At 42.1% G+C, this 17,064-nt stretch carries 13 protein-coding genes and 1 tRNA gene; 6 read left to right on the top strand and 8 right to left on the bottom strand.

Annotation, left to right across the window (positions count from 1 at the left end; translation table 11 throughout):
- Positions 1 to 26 precede the first annotated feature (26 nt).
- From LEP1GSC050_RS11090 to LEP1GSC050_RS11080, 3 genes are all read right to left on the bottom strand, one after another.
- Positions 27 to 1,214, bottom strand: a complete 1,188-nt coding sequence (locus tag LEP1GSC050_RS11090; RefSeq protein WP_010571282.1) for a M23 family metallopeptidase — start codon at positions 1,212 to 1,214, stop codon at positions 27 to 29.
- A gap of 243 nt (positions 1,215 to 1,457) precedes the next feature.
- Positions 1,458 to 1,529 (bottom strand) — tRNA-Thr (locus tag LEP1GSC050_RS11085).
- 63 nt (positions 1,530 to 1,592) lie between these two features.
- Positions 1,593 to 2,234, bottom strand: a complete 642-nt coding sequence (locus tag LEP1GSC050_RS11080; RefSeq protein WP_040911634.1) for a DUF2889 domain-containing protein — start codon at positions 2,232 to 2,234, stop codon at positions 1,593 to 1,595.
- A 121-nt stretch (positions 2,235 to 2,355) separates the two neighbouring features.
- On the opposite strand from LEP1GSC050_RS11080, the gene LEP1GSC050_RS11075 reads away from it, so the two are divergent.
- Positions 2,356 to 3,153, top strand: coding sequence for an SDR family oxidoreductase (locus LEP1GSC050_RS11075; protein ID WP_040911299.1), 798 nt, complete (start codon positions 2,356 to 2,358; stop codon positions 3,151 to 3,153).
- A 48-nt stretch (positions 3,154 to 3,201) separates the two neighbouring features.
- On the opposite strand, the gene LEP1GSC050_RS11070 is transcribed toward LEP1GSC050_RS11075, so the two are convergent.
- Positions 3,202 to 4,554 (bottom strand): formylglycine-generating enzyme family protein, encoded by a 1,353-nt coding sequence (locus LEP1GSC050_RS11070; RefSeq protein ID WP_010571279.1) that lies wholly within the window; start codon positions 4,552 to 4,554, stop codon positions 3,202 to 3,204.
- A gap of 68 nt (positions 4,555 to 4,622) precedes the next feature.
- The gene (locus LEP1GSC050_RS11065) at positions 4,623 to 7,142 is read right to left on the bottom strand and encodes a hybrid sensor histidine kinase/response regulator (RefSeq protein WP_232225701.1); all 2,520 of its coding nucleotides are present in this window, start codon (positions 7,140 to 7,142) and stop codon (positions 4,623 to 4,625) included.
- Between the two features lie 278 nt (positions 7,143 to 7,420).
- Here LEP1GSC050_RS11065 and LEP1GSC050_RS11060 point away from each other — a divergent pair, with 278 nt between their 5' ends.
- The 5 genes from LEP1GSC050_RS11060 (at position 7,421) to LEP1GSC050_RS11040 (ending at position 15,355) form a co-directional block, all read left to right on the top strand.
- Positions 7,421 to 8,125 carry a 7-carboxy-7-deazaguanine synthase QueE gene (locus tag LEP1GSC050_RS11060; RefSeq protein ID WP_010571277.1) on the top strand — a complete coding sequence of 235 codons (705 nt, stop codon included), beginning with the start codon at positions 7,421 to 7,423 and terminating at the stop codon, positions 8,123 to 8,125.
- A gap of 2 nt (positions 8,126 to 8,127) precedes the next feature.
- Positions 8,128 to 10,965, top strand: a complete 2,838-nt coding sequence (locus LEP1GSC050_RS11055) for a DEAD/DEAH box helicase (RefSeq protein WP_040911631.1) — start codon at positions 8,128 to 8,130, stop codon at positions 10,963 to 10,965.
- Between the two features lie 125 nt (positions 10,966 to 11,090).
- Positions 11,091 to 13,496, top strand: coding sequence for a phenylalanine--tRNA ligase subunit beta (pheT, locus tag LEP1GSC050_RS11050; protein ID WP_010571275.1), 2,406 nt, complete (start codon positions 11,091 to 11,093; stop codon positions 13,494 to 13,496).
- A 7-nt stretch (positions 13,497 to 13,503) separates the two neighbouring features.
- Positions 13,504 to 14,061, top strand: coding sequence for a gamma carbonic anhydrase family protein (locus LEP1GSC050_RS11045; protein WP_010571274.1), 558 nt, complete (start codon positions 13,504 to 13,506; stop codon positions 14,059 to 14,061).
- A 166-nt stretch (positions 14,062 to 14,227) separates the two neighbouring features.
- On the top strand, positions 14,228 to 15,355 hold the full coding sequence (locus tag LEP1GSC050_RS11040; protein ID WP_010571273.1) for a bacteriohemerythrin: 1,128 nt from the start codon (positions 14,228 to 14,230) through the stop codon (positions 15,353 to 15,355).
- On the opposite strand, the gene LEP1GSC050_RS11035 is transcribed toward LEP1GSC050_RS11040, so the two are convergent.
- The 3 genes from LEP1GSC050_RS11035 to LEP1GSC050_RS11025 form a co-directional block, all read right to left on the bottom strand.
- Positions 15,352 to 15,996: an LIC_13215 family putative lipoprotein gene (locus LEP1GSC050_RS11035; RefSeq protein WP_010571272.1), complete on the bottom strand. Its 645-nt coding sequence runs from the start codon at positions 15,994 to 15,996 to the stop codon at positions 15,352 to 15,354. The two genes, LEP1GSC050_RS11040 and LEP1GSC050_RS11035, sit on opposite strands and share 4 nt — an antisense overlap.
- 70 nt (positions 15,997 to 16,066) lie before the next feature.
- Complete coding sequence (locus LEP1GSC050_RS11030; protein WP_010571271.1) at positions 16,067 to 16,465, bottom strand: hypothetical protein; 399 nt, start codon at positions 16,463 to 16,465, stop codon at positions 16,067 to 16,069.
- A 135-nt stretch (positions 16,466 to 16,600) separates the two neighbouring features.
- Positions 16,601 to 16,855: a hypothetical protein gene (locus LEP1GSC050_RS11025; RefSeq protein ID WP_010571270.1), complete on the bottom strand. Its 255-nt coding sequence runs from the start codon at positions 16,853 to 16,855 to the stop codon at positions 16,601 to 16,603.
- Positions 16,856 to 17,064: the final 209 nt, after the last annotated feature.

Here is a 17,064-nt window from a genome sequence, read left to right as displayed (position 1 = left end):
CTTGTAACAGACTTGAGCCTATAAGGTCAAGGAAGGATTTGAAAGATTCGAGTTCCGATATCAATTTCGTTCATTCGAATTCGAATCGAATATTTTCCTTTTACTGTCTGAGGAGGAAATTCCCAAGAAACTGAAGTTACTCCGGCGGGTATTTTATCGCTGAACGTCAGTGTGGGCTTTTTTTGTCCTGATACGAAAAGCTCCGCTTCGAATACATAGGGTCCGGTTTTATAAATCGGCATCGTTACGTAGAATTTTTTCTTAAGGGAAACTTGATCTAAACAGGATGAATTTGTTTCGGCTACGGGAGCAATTTCACTGAAGCATAACTTATCCAAATCGGTGATCGGAAAACCCGGAAACTTCGGTTCAGTCATTTGCCAGTATGCGTTTTCTTCGGTAAGAAATTCGGCGTCTCCCGATTCGGTTTTAAATAATGTTGGAAACGTTTTTTTTCGTCGATTTTCTTCCGGACGATACACTTCGAAATGTAAGTGAGGCCCGCTAGAATATCCTGTATTTCCTGAAAAGCCGATTTTTGAACCTGCGACGACCCTGTCTCCCGGCTTCACAAGCACACCATCTTTCTTTAAGTGTCCATAGATGGCAACAGTTCCATCCGAGTGCGCGATGATAACCCGGTTAGCTTTGTCTATTAGAGTCGGATCAATTTTACCGACTGAAAATCGGTCCTCCGTCTCTACAACAGTTCCGTCCCTTGCCGCTAAAATTGCAGTTCCTTCCGGCATATAAAAGTCCAGAGAATACATTGCATCTCCACGATGCTCATTGCCGGAATTATAACCCACGGATATCCAGGATTTTCCTTCATAAGGTAAGTGATATACGTAGGAATCGTCATGAATCGCATTCAATTTTCCGAAATAAGAAACGAATTCGACTCTCGGGGTTATCGACAAAGCAGGATCGATTTTGATAAGATCGATCGCTTTTTTCCGTTCTGACCCGTGGAGAACGATCGAAATCGGAGTTTTTGGATCCGTGGAGACGTTCGATCCTGATACTACTAAATAAATCGTAAAAAACGCATCCGACGGAAATCCCTTTGCCTGAAGAAAAATAGAACCGTCAAAAAGACCTGGTTCGACCGTGTAGCACACGTTTTTAGAATCGCAATATTCGATCGTCTCGGCAATTAATGGAGACCACAAGAATAGAGAAAATAATAGGAATGCCAGAATTCCGTTTCGCATAAGAGTCCGAAGAAGTTAGACTAACGAGCTTGGTAGAATTATACTGCGATCGGAGTCAAAACCTTAATTTCCTTCGTTTTGTATCTTTCTTTCGAGTTAGGTGATAATTAACCGAAAATATTTGGGTAATTTATAGAGGTTATGTTTCACTTTCAGTTGTAAACTAATGCGGAGCGGGAATCAAATGAGGGTATATGCGATTGATTTGAAGTTCTTTTTCGATCCGTCTGAAAAAAAGAGGGAAGCCCGCTGCCGGAATTGAACCGGCGACCTTTTCATTACGAGGGAAATGCTCTACCCCTGAGCTAAGCGGGCATAATAGGCGCGAAAAAACAGTCGAATTTTCCGATGGATCGATTTGGTCCAAGAATATCGGTTTTACCCCGATTCTCGATCATTTCGAGAGCCACGGAATTCCTTTACCATCATAGCTGTAATGCTGTCAAGAGGTTTCACCTGCTCTTTGAGTTCCGCAGTCTCATGCTCAGCGGAAAAACTAAAACAGGAATTTCGAACTCCTCTATCTTTCATCCACCAATGTCTTCCGATTTCACGTCTGCTTCTTGCATCAAGAGTGCCGGCATACATACGGTACTCGTCCAGTTCCGGCGGGAAGTTCCGTTCTTTTAAGAAGAACGCATAGGCCGACGAAAAACTTTGTGCTGCGTTCTGCAGTAATTCGTTTATGTGCAGGCATCCGGCGGTTTTATCCACCGGGAATTTGCGCATAATTTTACTGTAAGATATTTCTTCGCCGATAAGATACGAATATGTTTTGATTGCTTGAGGACAAGTTTCGTAGGGAACCCGATCTTCTTCCACATCGAGATCGATAATTTTCATATTCGTTAAATTAATCAACATATACAAAGTCATGTCGTGATAGGAATCTCGCTGGCTGGCTTCGATGAGGCAGGAGGGCGGACTTTCTTCTGGAAACCAGTAGTATCTACTTTCATACCTTCTCTGGAAGCCGCAATCTTTGAATCTGATTTTTTGTTTGAGTTGCGAAAGCGCCATTCTTCCCCCTAATTCAGTTTTTTTAAGATATGCAAACCCAGAAAGGATTTTACTTCGTTTTGATTTGCTTTTTTCGGAATCTTTCCTATTATTTTCCGCATCGCCGAACGGCGTTTCGAATATGAGTTTGTACTTCAAGGATAAGGTTTTTCTCGTTACCGGCGCGAGTTCCGGCATAGGCAGATCGTTAGCTAAAGAACTTTCTAAGGCCGGCGCAGTCGTCGGTGTTGTTGCTCGAAGAAAAGACGCGCTTAAGGAATTGAAAGCTTCGGTTCCGAATTCGGATCAAATGATTATTCTTCCTGCAGACGTAACTTCCGAGACGGAACTTAAAAGAGTCGTCGAGGAATTTCGTAAAAGAGTAAAACGGGTAGACGGGTTCATTCATAACGCAGGAGTTTCAATGCGAGCCTTAGCATCCGAAGCTGATTTCAAAGTCTTTCGAAATCTTATCGAAACGAATTATTATCCGCTCGTATTACTTTATAAACTTCTCGAAAGCGATCTTCGACAAACCGACGGCCATGTTGTAGCGGTCTCTTCCATTCAAGGTAAATTCGCAACGCAATATCGTTCCGGTTATGCGGCAAGTAAGCATGCAGTCCAAGCATTTATGGATAGCATTCGTCTGGAAAATGCGGAATCTGGAGTTCATGTATTAACTGTCTCACCCGGATTCGTTAAGACCGATATTTCCGTAAAGGCGTTATCTGCCGACGGCTCTCCGCACGGTATAATGGACGAAGGGCAAAAAAAGGGGATGGAACCGGATACAGTGGCAAAAATCGTTTTAAAGGGAATCGAAGCAAGAAAAAGGGATTTATATCCTGCCGGCTTTAAGGAAAAATTCGGTTTATTTTTAAGCCGGTTCGCTCCCAAAACGTTGGATAAACTACTCTTAAAAAGTAGAGTGACTTGAACTCTTATTTCCGTTAAGAGACTTGCTTTTATCTATATTAGAATAATCTTATTTCTTTAATTCCATAATCAAGCGAATTCCCGCTTTTCGATCCGTGGAAAGATTCGGAAGCCCGCCAAAATCCCTCGAATAGGATTTTGCTTCTTCCTTATCCGAGCTGAATGAACCGCCTCGAATCACCCGCAAATGTTTGCCGAATTTTACGGATGAAAGTCTGTGTCCTTTATAAGGAAGGTAAGGCGAACTAGTCCATTCGGGAGCGTTACCGCACATTCCCAAGGCGCCGAACGGACTTTCTCCCTTAATAGGTAGCTCGAACACGGAAACGGTTTCTTTTTTGCCGGTTTCTTTAGTATTGCAAAGTACCGGGTCGTATTCGTTTCCGAATGGATAATCCCGCGGATTAGAGACGAATTCGTAACTCTCATCCTTGAGCAATCTCCAGGAAATTCCGGTTCCTCTGGCGGCTTTTTCCCATTGAAATTCGCTCGGGACCCGTTTACCGGCCCATTTCGCGTATAGCTCCGCTTCCCTGTAAGTAAGATTCACGACCGGGTGATAGTCCTTCCCTTTCGGGTAAAGACCGTTTTCCCAATGAGGCGGCGGCGGTGTCCCGGTTTCCTTTAGGAATTTATTATATTCTTTGTTTGTAACTTCGTGCTTATCGATATAAAAGGAGGAAAGTTCTTCTAATGTATCTCGTCTGGGCGAATCGAAAAAAGGATTATAGCTATCCTCCGAAGACTCCGAACCCTGGCCGAAAAGGAAATAACCCATTTGCTCGTAGAGAGTCTTACCGCCGGACTCGTATCCGGAACTTACCAGAACCATTTCTTTGCCGTCTTTAGGATGAAGGAGTATTTTTTTAGGTCTATTTCTTACGACATCGGTCGCATCGAAGACTCCCGGATCCTGATAAAATTTTTCCTGTCCGTAATGCCCTACTAAAATCCCGGCGGCAACGAGCCGCTCGGGGTTGCCTTGAAGTAACGAAAAGGATCCTCTCATTTCGATCGAAACCGGTTTTGTTTTGCGGCCGACTTTCTCGAATTCAATCTCGACATTCTCGATAGAGAACGAACCGATTTCCTCGAGTTTCGGTTTTCGGAGCAATGGAAATCGCTTATACATATCTAGAACTGCGCGAATTTCCTCTTCTTCTCGGTCGGCAAAGAATGAGTTTCGTTCGATTCGAATCTTAACCTTTCCCTTATTGCGATAAACTCCCAACACCTCTCCAGTCCAAAGAATCGTTTTTCGAGTATCTAGAGTTTTTACCGTTTCACCATCCTGTGAATTCCCTTGATTCGGCATGAATAAAATGCAGAAAAGTAGTAACAATAGATGACGGTTTTTGATTCTTGTAACGGAGAAATTCTGGAGTTTCGTTCCGGAAAACATTCGGATAATACCTTGCTATTAAAGATCGGCAAATTCCTACTATGGGACAAACGTATTTTAGGGTTGAATCAGGCGAAGATGGAGTTTCCCGCTTTCCGGAGGGCATGAATGAGTTCTTCGAAAACGATGGGTTTAGAAACATAATCATTCATTCCTGCCCGCAGACAGATTTCCCGGTCTCCTTGCATAGCGGCCGCCGTCATCGCGATAATGTAAGGCTGTTCATTTTGGGGCCACGTATTTCGAATTACCTGAGTGGCTTGGATGCCGTCCATCTCGGGCATATGTACGTCCATTAAAACCACGTCGAATTTTGCCTCGCGAAGGCGATTCAAAACCTGTTTCCCATTAGTTGCGACGATCGGGCTATATCCTAACTTTTGTAGGATTCGCTTAGCCAAAGAAAGATTGATTTCATTATCTTCCGCTATCAAAACTTCGAAGGGATAAGTAGATTGCAGTAAATCTTTTTGCTTTTCTAGGTAAGAGGAGGATCGATTCGCTTTTCCTTTTTCGGTTCCGGTGATCAGAATTTCCGTAACGATTTGTTCGAGTTCTTTCTTCTTAACGGGTTTACTCAATTGCCTTAGAAAAAGTTGATCCGCGATTTCCCGCTCCTTTATATCCAAGATAGAGGAAGAAAGTAAGATCAACGGAAAGAGAAAATTCCTACGTCTTAGCTCTTGCGCGATTTGAACTCCGTTATTGCCCGCAAGATTATAATCCAGTATCGCTAGTTCGGGTAGAATTCCCAAGTCCAGTAAGGATAAAGCTTCTTCCTTAGAAGAAGATGAGAAGGTCATAAGTCCCAATATTTGAAGCTGATGAGAAAGAATTCGAAGGTTTGTCGCATTATCGTCGATTATTAGAATTTTTCGATTTTCTAATCCGGGATAATTTATATTAGGTATGACTTGGTTTTTTTGTTCGACGCTTTCCGCTTGTATTTCAAAGGAAAAAGTGGTCCCTTTATTGACATCGCTCTCCAGCCAAATCCGTCCGCCCATCATTTTAATTAAACGATACGATATGGATAGACCTAATCCTGTTCCTCCATATTTTCTAGTTGAGCTAGTATCCACTTGGTAAAAGGGATTGAAAAGTTGCTTTTGCTTTTCCTTCGGAATTCCTATCCCCGTATCGCGAACGGAAAAGCGAATAGTACAGAAGGATTTGTCTTTCTTAGAAACTTCCGCAGATAAAAAAACTTCCCCTTTTTCTGTAAACTTTAAGGAATTTCCGAACAAGTTGATCAATACTTGTCGGAGTCTGAGTTTATCCCCGATGATTATATCGGGAACGTTCGGATCGATATGGCATATCAAATCGATTCCTTTTTCCGCGGCGCTGGATCTAAAAAGATCCAATGTTTCCTCGGCGGTTTCAAGGATCGAAAATTCCTTCGATTCCAGGCGCAAGGTGCCGGATTCGATCTTGGAATAGTCTAAAATATCGTTGATGATACTTAATAGACTTTCTCCGCTTTTCTGAATTATCTCGGCATATTCTCGCTTCTCCCCCGTAAGATCGGAATCCAATAGAAGTTCGGTCATTCCGATTACTCCGTTCATCGGAGTTCTAATTTCATGACTCATCATTGCTAAAAATTCCGACTTGGCCTGGTTTGCCTTTTCCGCTTCTTCTTTCGCTTTTTTTAGATCGTCTTCATAATTCTTTCTGACTGTGATATCCGTAAAGAGGGCGCAGATGGCATAGACTTCGTTTTCGACGCTTAATAGGGGCAAATTGATACAATGAAAAGTACGCATAGAATCCTGAGTAGGCAGATCTAATTCGTATTCGACCGGGACTAATCTGTTTATGGACGTTTCGAGCATTTTCGAAATATACTTCTTTTTTTCCGGTCCGAAGAGAACGTTTAAATTAAGAGAATTTTCATAGGTCGGGCTGAGGAACCTTTTGGCAAATACCTGGTTATGAAATAATATTCTTCCTTCCTTATCTAGCATTGTAAATGCCGAAGGAAGTCCGTCGAGTATCGAAAGAAGCCTAGTTTCACTTTGGATCAATCTATCGGTAATCTTCTTTTTTTCGCCGATATCCTTTCGAATCGTTTGAATGCTAAATAAGATTACCGATAAGGTGCCTAACAGCAAAATGGAAATAAGGATGAAAGTTATCCGAATCTGCGATTGTCTTTTTGCTCTCTTCTCTTCAAGAAGGCGCAATTCTTCGTTGCGCATTTGAGAAAGAATTTTTTCAACTTCTGCGATTCCCCGTTCCTGCCCGTTATAAACGGATCGGATTTGGATTTTTAAATTCTGAATTTCCGTAGAGAGAAAGACGACTTGATCGGTCTGCAGTTGGTTATCTTTGATTAGATCCCGCAAAAGCTTTTCCTCTACTTCAAGATCCGCGATGATGTTTAAAAGCTCTTTTTGATTTTTCGGGCGAAGATTGGGAGAGTTGAGACGTAAATCCCTTGAGAGATATTTAACAAAATCTATTTTACTGATAACTTCATAGGTATGATGGATCCTATTTCCGGTTATTTCCAGCTCTCTAACTGTCCAAAATGATAGTAAAAATCCGGCTAGCATGATTCCAGCTAGCAAGGTGAATGCCAAGCGGACTTTTCCCTCTAAAAGCATCTGATTTTTTTTTCTAAAAAGGAGCATCAAAATCCACGATTCGTACTCCCGTCACGTCATCACAGCGATTCAAGGGAGATTGACTTTTTTACATTATACTTAGAGGTATCTCAACCTTTTTTTGGATATGCCGATTCGTCGCGTCTTGACTTAGAATTCAAGTGAAACAGTTTGGTATTCCCGGCTAAACCTTTTTCTGATACAATCGGAAAAGGTTAGGAAAACTGTTGTACTAACGGGCCGTTCGCTATAATATGAAATCCGTAATTCACGAAATCTACTTATCCGTTTCCGGAGAGGGTATATCTACCGGATTACCTACGATATTCGTTCGATTTGCGGGGTGTTCCTTGCGCTGCGGAATGACCGGTTCTAAAAAACTCTGGTGTGATACCCCGTACGCACTTTCTCCTAATGCAGGACGGGAAATGAACATCGATGAAGTGGTTTCTGAAATCCGGAATCTTTCAGCTACTTCCACTCAAGTCCTACTGACCGGTGGAGAACCTCTTGAAAGCGGCAATAAGGAGTTTTCGAAGATTCTAGCAAATCGATTACGAGAAGAACGAAAATCTTCCGGGAATTTCCTTAAAGTAAGAGTTGAAACAAACGGAGCGGAATCAATTCAAGATCTGGCGGATATGGTTTTTACTTTAGACTATAAGTTACCCGGATCGGGAATGGAAGATCGAATGCGTGTCGAAAACTTTGAAATCCTTCGGGATAGAAATGATTCCCTGGACGAGTTGAAATTCGTGGTTCGAGATCGCGAGGATTTTGAAAGGGCGATGCACATTGTGGATCGATTTCAATTGGAAGGAAACTTACTTCTGTCTCCCGTTTTTAACGAGTTGTCGCCCGAATTATTGGTGGAATGGATAAAAGAAAGCGGTAAAAGCAATCTTCGTTTATCACTGCAAACGCATAAATATATTTGGGGGGATAAGAGAGGAGTTTGAGTCTGGAGTCCACACTACAACTAAGCCTTGATTTTGATTCGGAATCGCCTACCGGATACCGGGGTGACTCATGCTACCTTAAAAACGAGGCGGATTTGGGAATCGGAAAGATAGAATCTTCCGAAGCGGGAAAAATATCCATTTTCTTTCCGAAGACAGGAATCCGAAAATCGATTTCGGAAACTTCTTCTCAGCTACGGGTTATCGGAGCCTATCCAACGGCATTTTCTCAAGCACCGGGCACTCCCGAACTTTTGCATCTTTGTTTGACCGCCTTTGAATTAAAGCTCACTCATGCGTACGATAAGCTGTCGGCGCTTTCTAATTCAAGAACTAGATTACTTCCGCACCAAATCGAATCGACGTATGTCGTTGTGAATTCTTTGAAACCCCGTTTTATTCTGGCGGACGAAGTCGGTTTGGGTAAGACGATCGAGGCCGCTCTCGTTATGAAGGAGCTGATTTTTAGGCGCGGTTATAAACGAGTATTGATCGTTGCTCCTTCTCCGTTACTAGTTCAATGGCAGCAGGAATTGAAGAATAAATTCAATGAAGATTTTGAAATCGTTAAAAGGCGTAATTTTGTCGTAAGCGGAGAAAAGAATTGGAAGAATTTTAAGCATGTGATTACTTCCGTGGATTTCATTAAGAATCCTAAATATGCGGAAGAGATTTTAAAGACCAAATGGGACATCGTAATTTTCGACGAGGCTCATAGACTTAGACGAGATTATCATAAAGTCACCCGAGCCTACTTGTTTGCCGAGAAAATAGCTCGCAAATGCGAATGCCTTCTTCTTCTTACCGCGACTCCCTTTCGCGGAAAATTGGAGGAGTTATACTATTTGATTCACCTCGTGGATTCGAATCTTCTTGGACCGTACAATACTTTCGTTAACGATTACGTCCTGGGAAATAAGTCCGACTTGAAGGAAAAGATCTCCAAAGTCCTGCTTAGAAGGAGAAAAGTCGAAGTCGGAGGTTTCACGAAAAGATTCGCAAAGACAGTCAAGATCGAACTTTCTTCAGCAGAAAGACAATTCTACGACGAGACGACCGAATATGTACGACGGGAATATAATCTGGCGATGCGGACTCAAAACCGAGCCATCGGTTTCGTAATGATTGTTTTTCAAAAGCTGTTGGATTCCTCGGTTTTTGCGCTTCTATCGGCGCTTTCAAAACGGAAATTCATGCTCGAAAATCGGCTTCATCACCTGAGATCAATCGAGAACAAATTAGAAGAATGGGATTTTGACGAGACTGAAGGAGTGGAAGATTTCGTTTCGGATTTGGACGAATCGGCGCCGAATGATCTAGCGAATCTTCGCCGCGAATTACTTTCGTTGAACCGTTTGATCCTTTTGGGAAAAAAGATCAAAGAGGACCGAAAGACTCAAAAGCTAAAGGAAACTATCGCAAAACTTAAAAAAGAAGGGCATCCGAAGTTTATCATTTTTACTCAGTTTCGGAGCACGCAGGATTTTCTCGCAGCTAGTCTTTCCGATTATAAGGTGACTTTATTTCACGGATCGTTAAGCGCCGATGCAAAAGAGGAGGCCATTCTCGAATTCAGAAAATCCTCCGAAATTTTAATATGCACCGAAGCCGGGGGCGAAGGCCGGAATTTACAATTTGCGAATGTTTTATTCAATTACGATCTTCCGTGGAGTCCTTTAAAGATAGAGCAGAGAATCGGCCGTATTCACCGTTTCGGCCAAAAGGATAACGTATTTATTTTCAACTTCGCCTCTAAAGACACGGTGGCCGAAAGAATCTTGGAAGTACTTTCGAATAAGATCCGATTATTCGAAGAGTCGATCGGGAATTCGGACGAATTACTAGGCGCGATCGAGGATGAGCTGGACTTTCATTCCAATTTTATGCGTTTCGTGACCGGGAATAAGAAACTTAAAGAAGTCGAAGAGGAAATCGATCAAAGAATTAAGATCGCTAAGAAAGGCTTCGAAAAGCTCGGCTCGCTCGTGACCCCGAAACTGATCGATTTTAATTTGGAGGACTATTACAAGACGACTCTGCAAGAACGATCATATACTAATTCGCACTTGGAGGATTTTTTTGTTCGCTACTCTAAGACGTTTCCTGACGAAGCTTCTTGTCAAGTTCGAACGGAAGCCCCTCATTTATATAAGCTGGACGGGGAAATCTATAAGGGTAGGAAGGCTACCTTCGATTCAGAATTAGCTCTTTCGAACGATAATCTGGAATTCTTAGCATTCGGTCATCCGCTGATCGATAATGCTGTCCTTTCTTTTTTAAAGGACAGACGAGGTTGGAGAACGGGGTTTTATCAATCCAACGGAAATTCGGTGTACTTCGTATTTATCGTCGAGTTCAGATTTTCATTGGATAGAAAGGAAATTTTCACGGTAGAAGTAAACCGTAGGAGCGGGAATATAAACGTGTTAGAAAATCTTCCGGAAGCCGTTCGTGAATCTTCGATCATAGGTCCCGAAGAGTTCCTCGCTTCCGATTACGAGACAAACTTTATATCGGCCTGCGAAGCATTGGATCAAGCTATGGAAGCTCGCAAAAGAGAGCTGTATGAACAGACAAAAGATCTCTTTTTAAAAGAAGAATATAAAATTCGAAACAGCAATCAAAACACCTTACGACAGCTGGAAGAGAAATTGATGCGCCAGGAAGCCGCCTTTAAATGGGAAGGGAAACCCGAAAAGAAATCGGCGATGAATCGGACTAAAAACGAAATCCAGAAAGTAAAGGAAGACTTTGAAGTCGAACTAAGAAAGGTCCGAGTCGGGAAGGACATTCGCCATAGATTCGAATTGTTTCAAGCTTACTTTCCCTTATCGCGATAATCGAGTTCTAAGATTATTTGAAATAAGGGAAATAAACCCGTTGGTTTCCTGCTGGACAGTCTTGTCGATTCCGAGCTTTTGTTAAAGTACTTCGTCGAAATTATCGACGCTGGGAGAGCCGAGACGTGAAATTATCCCTGGATTGGATGAACGATTATGTACCTCTGAAGGAGGTGCCGTTGGAAGAAATCCTGAAAAAGATCGCCGCATCCATTTGTGAGATCGACGGCGTTGAGGATTTCTTTTCACATTTAGAAAAGATAGTTTTAGTCCGAATAGAATCGTTGGAAAAACATCCCCAGGCAGATAAACTACAAGTTGCAATCGTAACGGACGGAAAAAGCAAAATTCAAATCGTTTCCGGGGCCCCGAATTTACATCTCGGCGATTTGGTACCTCTGGCCGTTCCCGGAGCAATACTCGATGGAAAGGAAATCAAGGATTCCGAACTTAGGGGAGTCAAAAGTTCGGGGATGCTATGTTCCGAAAAAGAGCTTGGTCTTTCGGACGAAGATTCGGGAGTGATGGTCGTCGCTGATCCGATGGCTAAACCCGGCGACAATCTTCGAGACTTCCTTGGATTTCGAGATAAAATTTTCGACGTGGATAATAAATCTATCACACATCGTCCGGACCTTTGGAGCCATTTCGGTTTTGCGAGGGAATTGGCCGCCCAACTTGAATTACCCATCAAATTCAATCCTTTGGAACAAGAATGGGAATTTACGAAGGGCGTTTCTTCGCCTAAAGTTAAAGAAACAAAATATTCTAATTCTTATTTCTCCGTAGGTATTGAAGGCATTTCTATATTTCCTTCTAAAAAAATCGTTCAAGCTCGGTTGAAAAAATGCGGGATCCGCACAATCAACAACGTAGTCGATGTTTCGAATTATCTTCTTTTAGAAACGGGCCAGCCGACGCACTTTTTTGATCGGGATAAACTGCTGAGCCAAGGTGAGGTGGCTTTGGAAGTGGATTATGCAAAAGCGAAAGAATCCTTTTTACTTTTAGATGAGACTTCTCCCGAGCTCGATCCAGAAATTTTAATTATCCGTAACTCCGGAAAAGCAGTAGCGATCGCAGGCGTGATGGGAGGAGCAGAAACTGCAGTTTCCTCTACCACGAAAAACCTAATTTTAGAATCCGCAGTATTCCCCAGGGAGTTCGTTCGAAAGTCGATTCGCAAAACTGGTATCCGATCCGAGTCTTCAGTTCGTTATGAAAAAGGGTTGGAGGCGACCACCTCGCTTCCGGTAATTAAGCGGGCTCTTCAATTGTTAAAAGAAAACGGTTGCGAGGCTGTTAAAGCCAGTGTTCCAGCGGGATATATTCATACTGCGGATAAAAAAGTAACTATTACTCTTAACCTTGACTTCTTGAACAAAAAGCTCGGTACCGACATCGATCGTAATACTGCGGATGAAGTTCTGAAAAAACTTTCCTTTGCGACGGATTGGGAAGGAGAGAAGGCGATCGTTACGGTTCCTAAATATAGACAGAACTATGACATCACCCTGCCGGAAGATTTAGTTGAAGAGATCGGTAGATCCTTAGGATATGCAAGTATTCCTCGTCGCCCGCTTACTTCGGAAGTCAAACCTCCCGCAAGGAACTCGGCCAGGGAACTTGAAAGAATGTTGAAGAGACAATTTTCTCAGATTTTGGGCTATAACGAAGTCTTTAATTATTCATATGCTTCCGAAAGCGATAACTCGTTGGAAGAGGATCGCAAAAATTTTGTTCGAATCAAAAATACAATGCCTGAAGACCAAGCGTTTTTGCGTACTTCCTTGTATCCTTCTCTTCTAAAAAACGTAAGATTGAATGTGGATAGGTTCGAGAATGTTCGGGTATTCGAGTTCGGTCGAACTTATAAGAAAGCGGCGGAACCAGAAAACGAATCCAAATGGTTTGCTTGGGCTGTAAGCGAAGGACGCAAATGGAACGAAAAAGATCAGGAACAACTAGAATCCGACTTTCTACAAGTACGCTCGGGAATTGAGAAAGTCCTGCACAATTTGAACATTCGTACTTTTAGCTGGAAATCGGAAGAAAAGCGTTTTTTTCATCCTAAGGCAAGCGTGAGTCTATTGGTCGACGGGGAGAAGATCGGCGAACTCGGTTATGCGCATCCCGTTCTTTTGGATAAGATGGATTTAAAGAAAAGGACGATTCTCGGTAAATTCGATTTTGCCACACTATTAAACGTATGGGAATCTCAAAGACAGACGAACTATTTCAAAGTTCCATCTCATTTTCCTCAGACCGAAATCGATTTGTCCTTGGTGATGAACGTTTCGGAGTCCACGTCGAATTTTGCCGAGTTAGTCCGCAAGGAATCGTTTCCGGAATTAGAAGATTTACGTGTTACCGTAGTTTTCACAGGGGGCAATTTGTCCGAAGATAAAAAATCGGTCTCGTATCGCTTCCGACTATTGAGTCAGGATAAGAATCTTACTCAGGAACGAATTAAAGAGATAACTGATCGATTGATTGATATCGCTAAATCCGCCGGTTATCCGCTTCGATAAGGAATTCATGAAAATACACGAGACTGCATTTATTCATCCGGCAGCAACTTTAATCGGTATCTTGGAACTGGGGCCGTACGTATCCGTCTGGCCGGGAGCGGTGCTTCGTGCAGATATGAATTCGATTCGTTTAGGTGAAGGGGTAAATATTCAGGATAATACCACTCTCCATACGGACTCGAATACGGGAATTTTTATCGACGAGTACACCTTGGTGGGTCATAACGTAATGCTTCATGGCTGTAAAATCGGCAAAGGATGTCTGATCGGCATAGGCTCGGTAATTTTAGATGAGGCCGAGATCGGGGACGGTGCGATGATTTTTGCAGGCTGCATGATTCGAGGAGGCAAGAAAATTCCGCCTCGAGCGATGGTCGTACCCAAAAACGGGGATATAGTAATTTATCCGGGAAAAGCAAAACCGATTATGACCATTGCCGCTTGTCTCGAATATATCGAATTATCTAAGCGGTTTATAGCGAATCGATTCGGGCCTTTTTCCAAGGAAGAAGAATTGCAATTCGTTAAAGAAGCAGAGCAAATCGTCTCCCGCCTAGGAATCTAGTCTTCCAATAATCTTTATTTCTCTTCGCTTCTGGACTTGCTTTCCGAACGGATTGATATTAATCAACCGTTTAGCCGTCGCCCGACGGCAGCCTTCCGCTTCCCATTCCGTTAATTGACTTTAGCGTGGAAAAGCAGATACACCTTTTTGCTTAGAGGAGAAGACTGTGAAGGAAAGCACAATCGCAAGAATCCGAACTATTTGGCAGACCTTTGACATGGCTCTAAATATTCCTGCTATCGATAAGCAGCATATCTGGTTGATAGGAATGATCGTCGAATTAGAGGATGACTTGGAATTTGCCGACCCTGTCTCGATGGAAAATAATTTTACGAGGACTTTGACTCGCGCTTTGGATTACACCATCGAACATTTCTCTTTGGAAGAGAAAGTCCTTGAAAGCATCAATTATCAAAAACTAGGTCAGCACAGAATTCAGCACACTCGATTCATCGCGGTTTTAAGAAGAAGGGCGAGAGAAAGGGTTACGGGCGATTATAAAAAGGCCGCATTAAACCTTCTTAGAAATCTAAGAACCTGGTTGTTTCAGCATATTCTTTCCGAAGATCGAGCCTATCTTGACGTGGTGCACATGCATTACGATGAAATCAAAGATTGGATGGATTCCCAATTCGTAAATTCCCCGCATAGCGATGAAGTTGAGGACCTTTATAGGCAGGTGATGAATTCCTCTGATACGAGTAAAGAATTCGAGTTTCAAACGATCGGAGAGGATAATCTTAGAATTATATCCGAACTTTGGTTCAGATACAAATTAAAGACAGGAATTGCCATAGTCGATATGCAGCATCTTTGGCTTTTACAACTACTGGTTAGAACCGAAAAATTACATCGTCAAAGATTGAAGCAGGAGATCAAAAACGAGGTACTAACCAGTCGGATCAAGGAAGCTCTGACTGCAACGATAGATTATATTAAAGAACATTTTAGTACCGAAGAAGCGATCATGAGAAGGTTTAGCTTTCATAACACGAATTCGCATATCAAGCAGCACCGAGATTTTAACGGAATAATAAACGACTTGATTCTAAGAAGTAGAAACGACGATACGGATGCTATATCGAAATTACTGCAGGATTTAAAGGAATGGTTGATAAGTCACATAGCCGTCGAAGATAAGAAATTATTCTATTTCTTTCGATCCCGCTTGGGGGAAGTGAACGAATACGTAAGAGAATTAAACCAACAAGGAAAGATTCATATTTGGAAAGATGCGGTAAGCATATATAGGCTACTTGTCGAATATGAGGAAACGCCTACTCTTAAGGCCTAAGGTATGAGAGAATTCGCGCTTTTGCTTTCCCGTATTCCTTTCAAGGTAGAAAGAATTTTCGGTCCTTTCGTCTTAAATTCATTTTCGGGAGTCGATCCGGTAATAATGTATGCGTGGTCGTCTTTTAAAAAGATAAGTTGATAATTATGAATTTCCGCCGATTGTTCAAAATTTTCAAGTAGGAATCTGCCCTCGATTAGGGCCGCTTTGTGTTTTCCTATCGTCAGTCGTTGCGGCACTGAAAGCATTTCGTAATTCTTATATAAATTAGAATAGAGTGCGCCGATCGATGCAATATAATCATCTATAGTGGCTTTGGAGTAACGGGGTGGAATAGGTTCGGAAACGAAGTTGATACTTGTACGAATGCCTGACTTCGTATATTCGTCCGAATCAAAAAGATAAAAAAGAACCTTCAGATCCTGTTCGGAACCCCCTTTTTTCGAATTCTTCTTTATGACGGACGGTTGTGTTTCCTCGGATCCGGATTCGCCATAAATCCAACCTTCGTAGTTTAGGATTAATTCTAATTCGGGTATCTCGATAGTCTTGGTGATTTCCGGGACTTTCTCTTTGCAAGCAAAAGAGAAAATTATAATCGAAGAGCCGATAACGGTTAAATTTCGAATTTTCGATTTCATTTAGAGGCTGATGTTTTCCCGGTCGCTAAACTACATTCGATTTTTCTCGAAAGGCAAGTACTTTCCGTCTTCAGGCCCTTCGCCGACGAAACAACAACCCCGACCATATTGAATCGACTGCGCAGACTTTTACGTCGACGAGACCGGTTTTAAGACCGATACCTCGAACCTTATCCTCTTTTACATCCGTGGCCACTCCGGAACTTCCCTTCGGCCAAGAAATCCAGACCATTCCTTTGTCCGCTAGAAACGTTTCAAACTTGGGAAAGTATGTTTCGAGCTCTTTTACGGATTTTGTAAAGAGATGAATATAATCGAATTTTCCTGAAAGTTTCTTTTTAAATTCAATTCCATCAGGTAAGTCCTCCAGCAGGTCGAAAAAGTAAGTAGGCTCGCCGATTAGTATTGCTATTTGACCCGCTTTGAAACCTAATTTTTTAGTGAGAGGGGTTCCCGAATACCCGGTCATATTTTTCTCCGATAGTACAAACCGATAAATAAGAACGAAAAAAGTCGATCAAGTATTTGATTATTACTTAAATGCAATGAATAATTAATTTAAATATGAGTTGTGAAAATCGAATAAAATTCAGACAAGATTATCTTACAAATTTGGGATATAGGAGCTTATTAAATGTGCAAGCTCATTCATTCCGTTCGATTTAACATACTTAATGAATATAGGCCACGGAGGAATATTGCTCCTATACGGATTAATGCTAGATCCGGTATATAGTCGTCCATCCGGGCCGGCATAGGCACCTCCATCAATACCTGCGTAAAGACCTCCACCTGGGCCAGTATATAAGCCGCCGCCAGGACCGGTAAATTGATCGCGTGGCCAAGTTAATTGTATCATTATTTGCTTTTATTGGCTCCGATTGCCGAATCGAGAATGAAATACGAAGAGGGATATTTTGGAAAAATATTCGGGCCTTTAATTTAAGAGCAAGATCATTTCTGAAATCGATCAGTAAATTTACCGTCTTTGAAAAGCCTGAATTAATGTAAACTATGGATTCTTTGGATACTTAAGATCGATAGACTTTGCATAAATTAATCGAAGCT

It is taken from the genome of Leptospira broomii serovar Hurstbridge str. 5399, from assembly GCF_000243715.2.
Lineage (GTDB): Bacteria > Spirochaetota > Leptospiria > Leptospirales > Leptospiraceae > Leptospira_B > Leptospira_B broomii.
The sequence above is the reverse complement of the archived record's forward strand: the minus strand, read 5'-3'. Positions and strand labels throughout refer to the sequence as shown.

Bases quoted from the DNA above. Each gene is read 5' to 3' on its own strand.
- LEP1GSC050_RS11090 (WP_010571282.1), bottom strand. From the start codon at position 1,214: ATGCGAAACGGAATTCTGGCATTCCTATTATTTTCTCTATTCTTGTGG.
- LEP1GSC050_RS11080 (WP_040911634.1), bottom strand. From the start codon at position 2,234: ATGGCGCTTTCGCAACTCAAACAAAAAATCAGATTCAAAGATTGCGGC.
- LEP1GSC050_RS11075 (WP_040911299.1), top strand. From the start codon at position 2,356: ATGAGTTTGTACTTCAAGGATAAGGTTTTTCTCGTTACCGGCGCGAGT.
- LEP1GSC050_RS11070 (WP_010571279.1), bottom strand. From the start codon at position 4,554: ATGTTTTCCGGAACGAAACTCCAGAATTTCTCCGTTACAAGAATCAAA.
- LEP1GSC050_RS11060 (WP_010571277.1), top strand. From the start codon at position 7,421: ATGAAATCCGTAATTCACGAAATCTACTTATCCGTTTCCGGAGAGGGT.
- LEP1GSC050_RS11045 (WP_010571274.1), top strand. From the start codon at position 13,504: ATGAAAATACACGAGACTGCATTTATTCATCCGGCAGCAACTTTAATC.
- LEP1GSC050_RS11035 (WP_010571272.1), bottom strand. From the start codon at position 15,996: ATGAAATCGAAAATTCGAAATTTAACCGTTATCGGCTCTTCGATTATA.
- LEP1GSC050_RS11030 (WP_010571271.1), bottom strand. From the start codon at position 16,465: ATGACCGGGTATTCGGGAACCCCTCTCACTAAAAAATTAGGTTTCAAA.
- LEP1GSC050_RS11025 (WP_010571270.1), bottom strand. From the start codon at position 16,855: ATGATACAATTAACTTGGCCACGCGATCAATTTACCGGTCCTGGCGGC.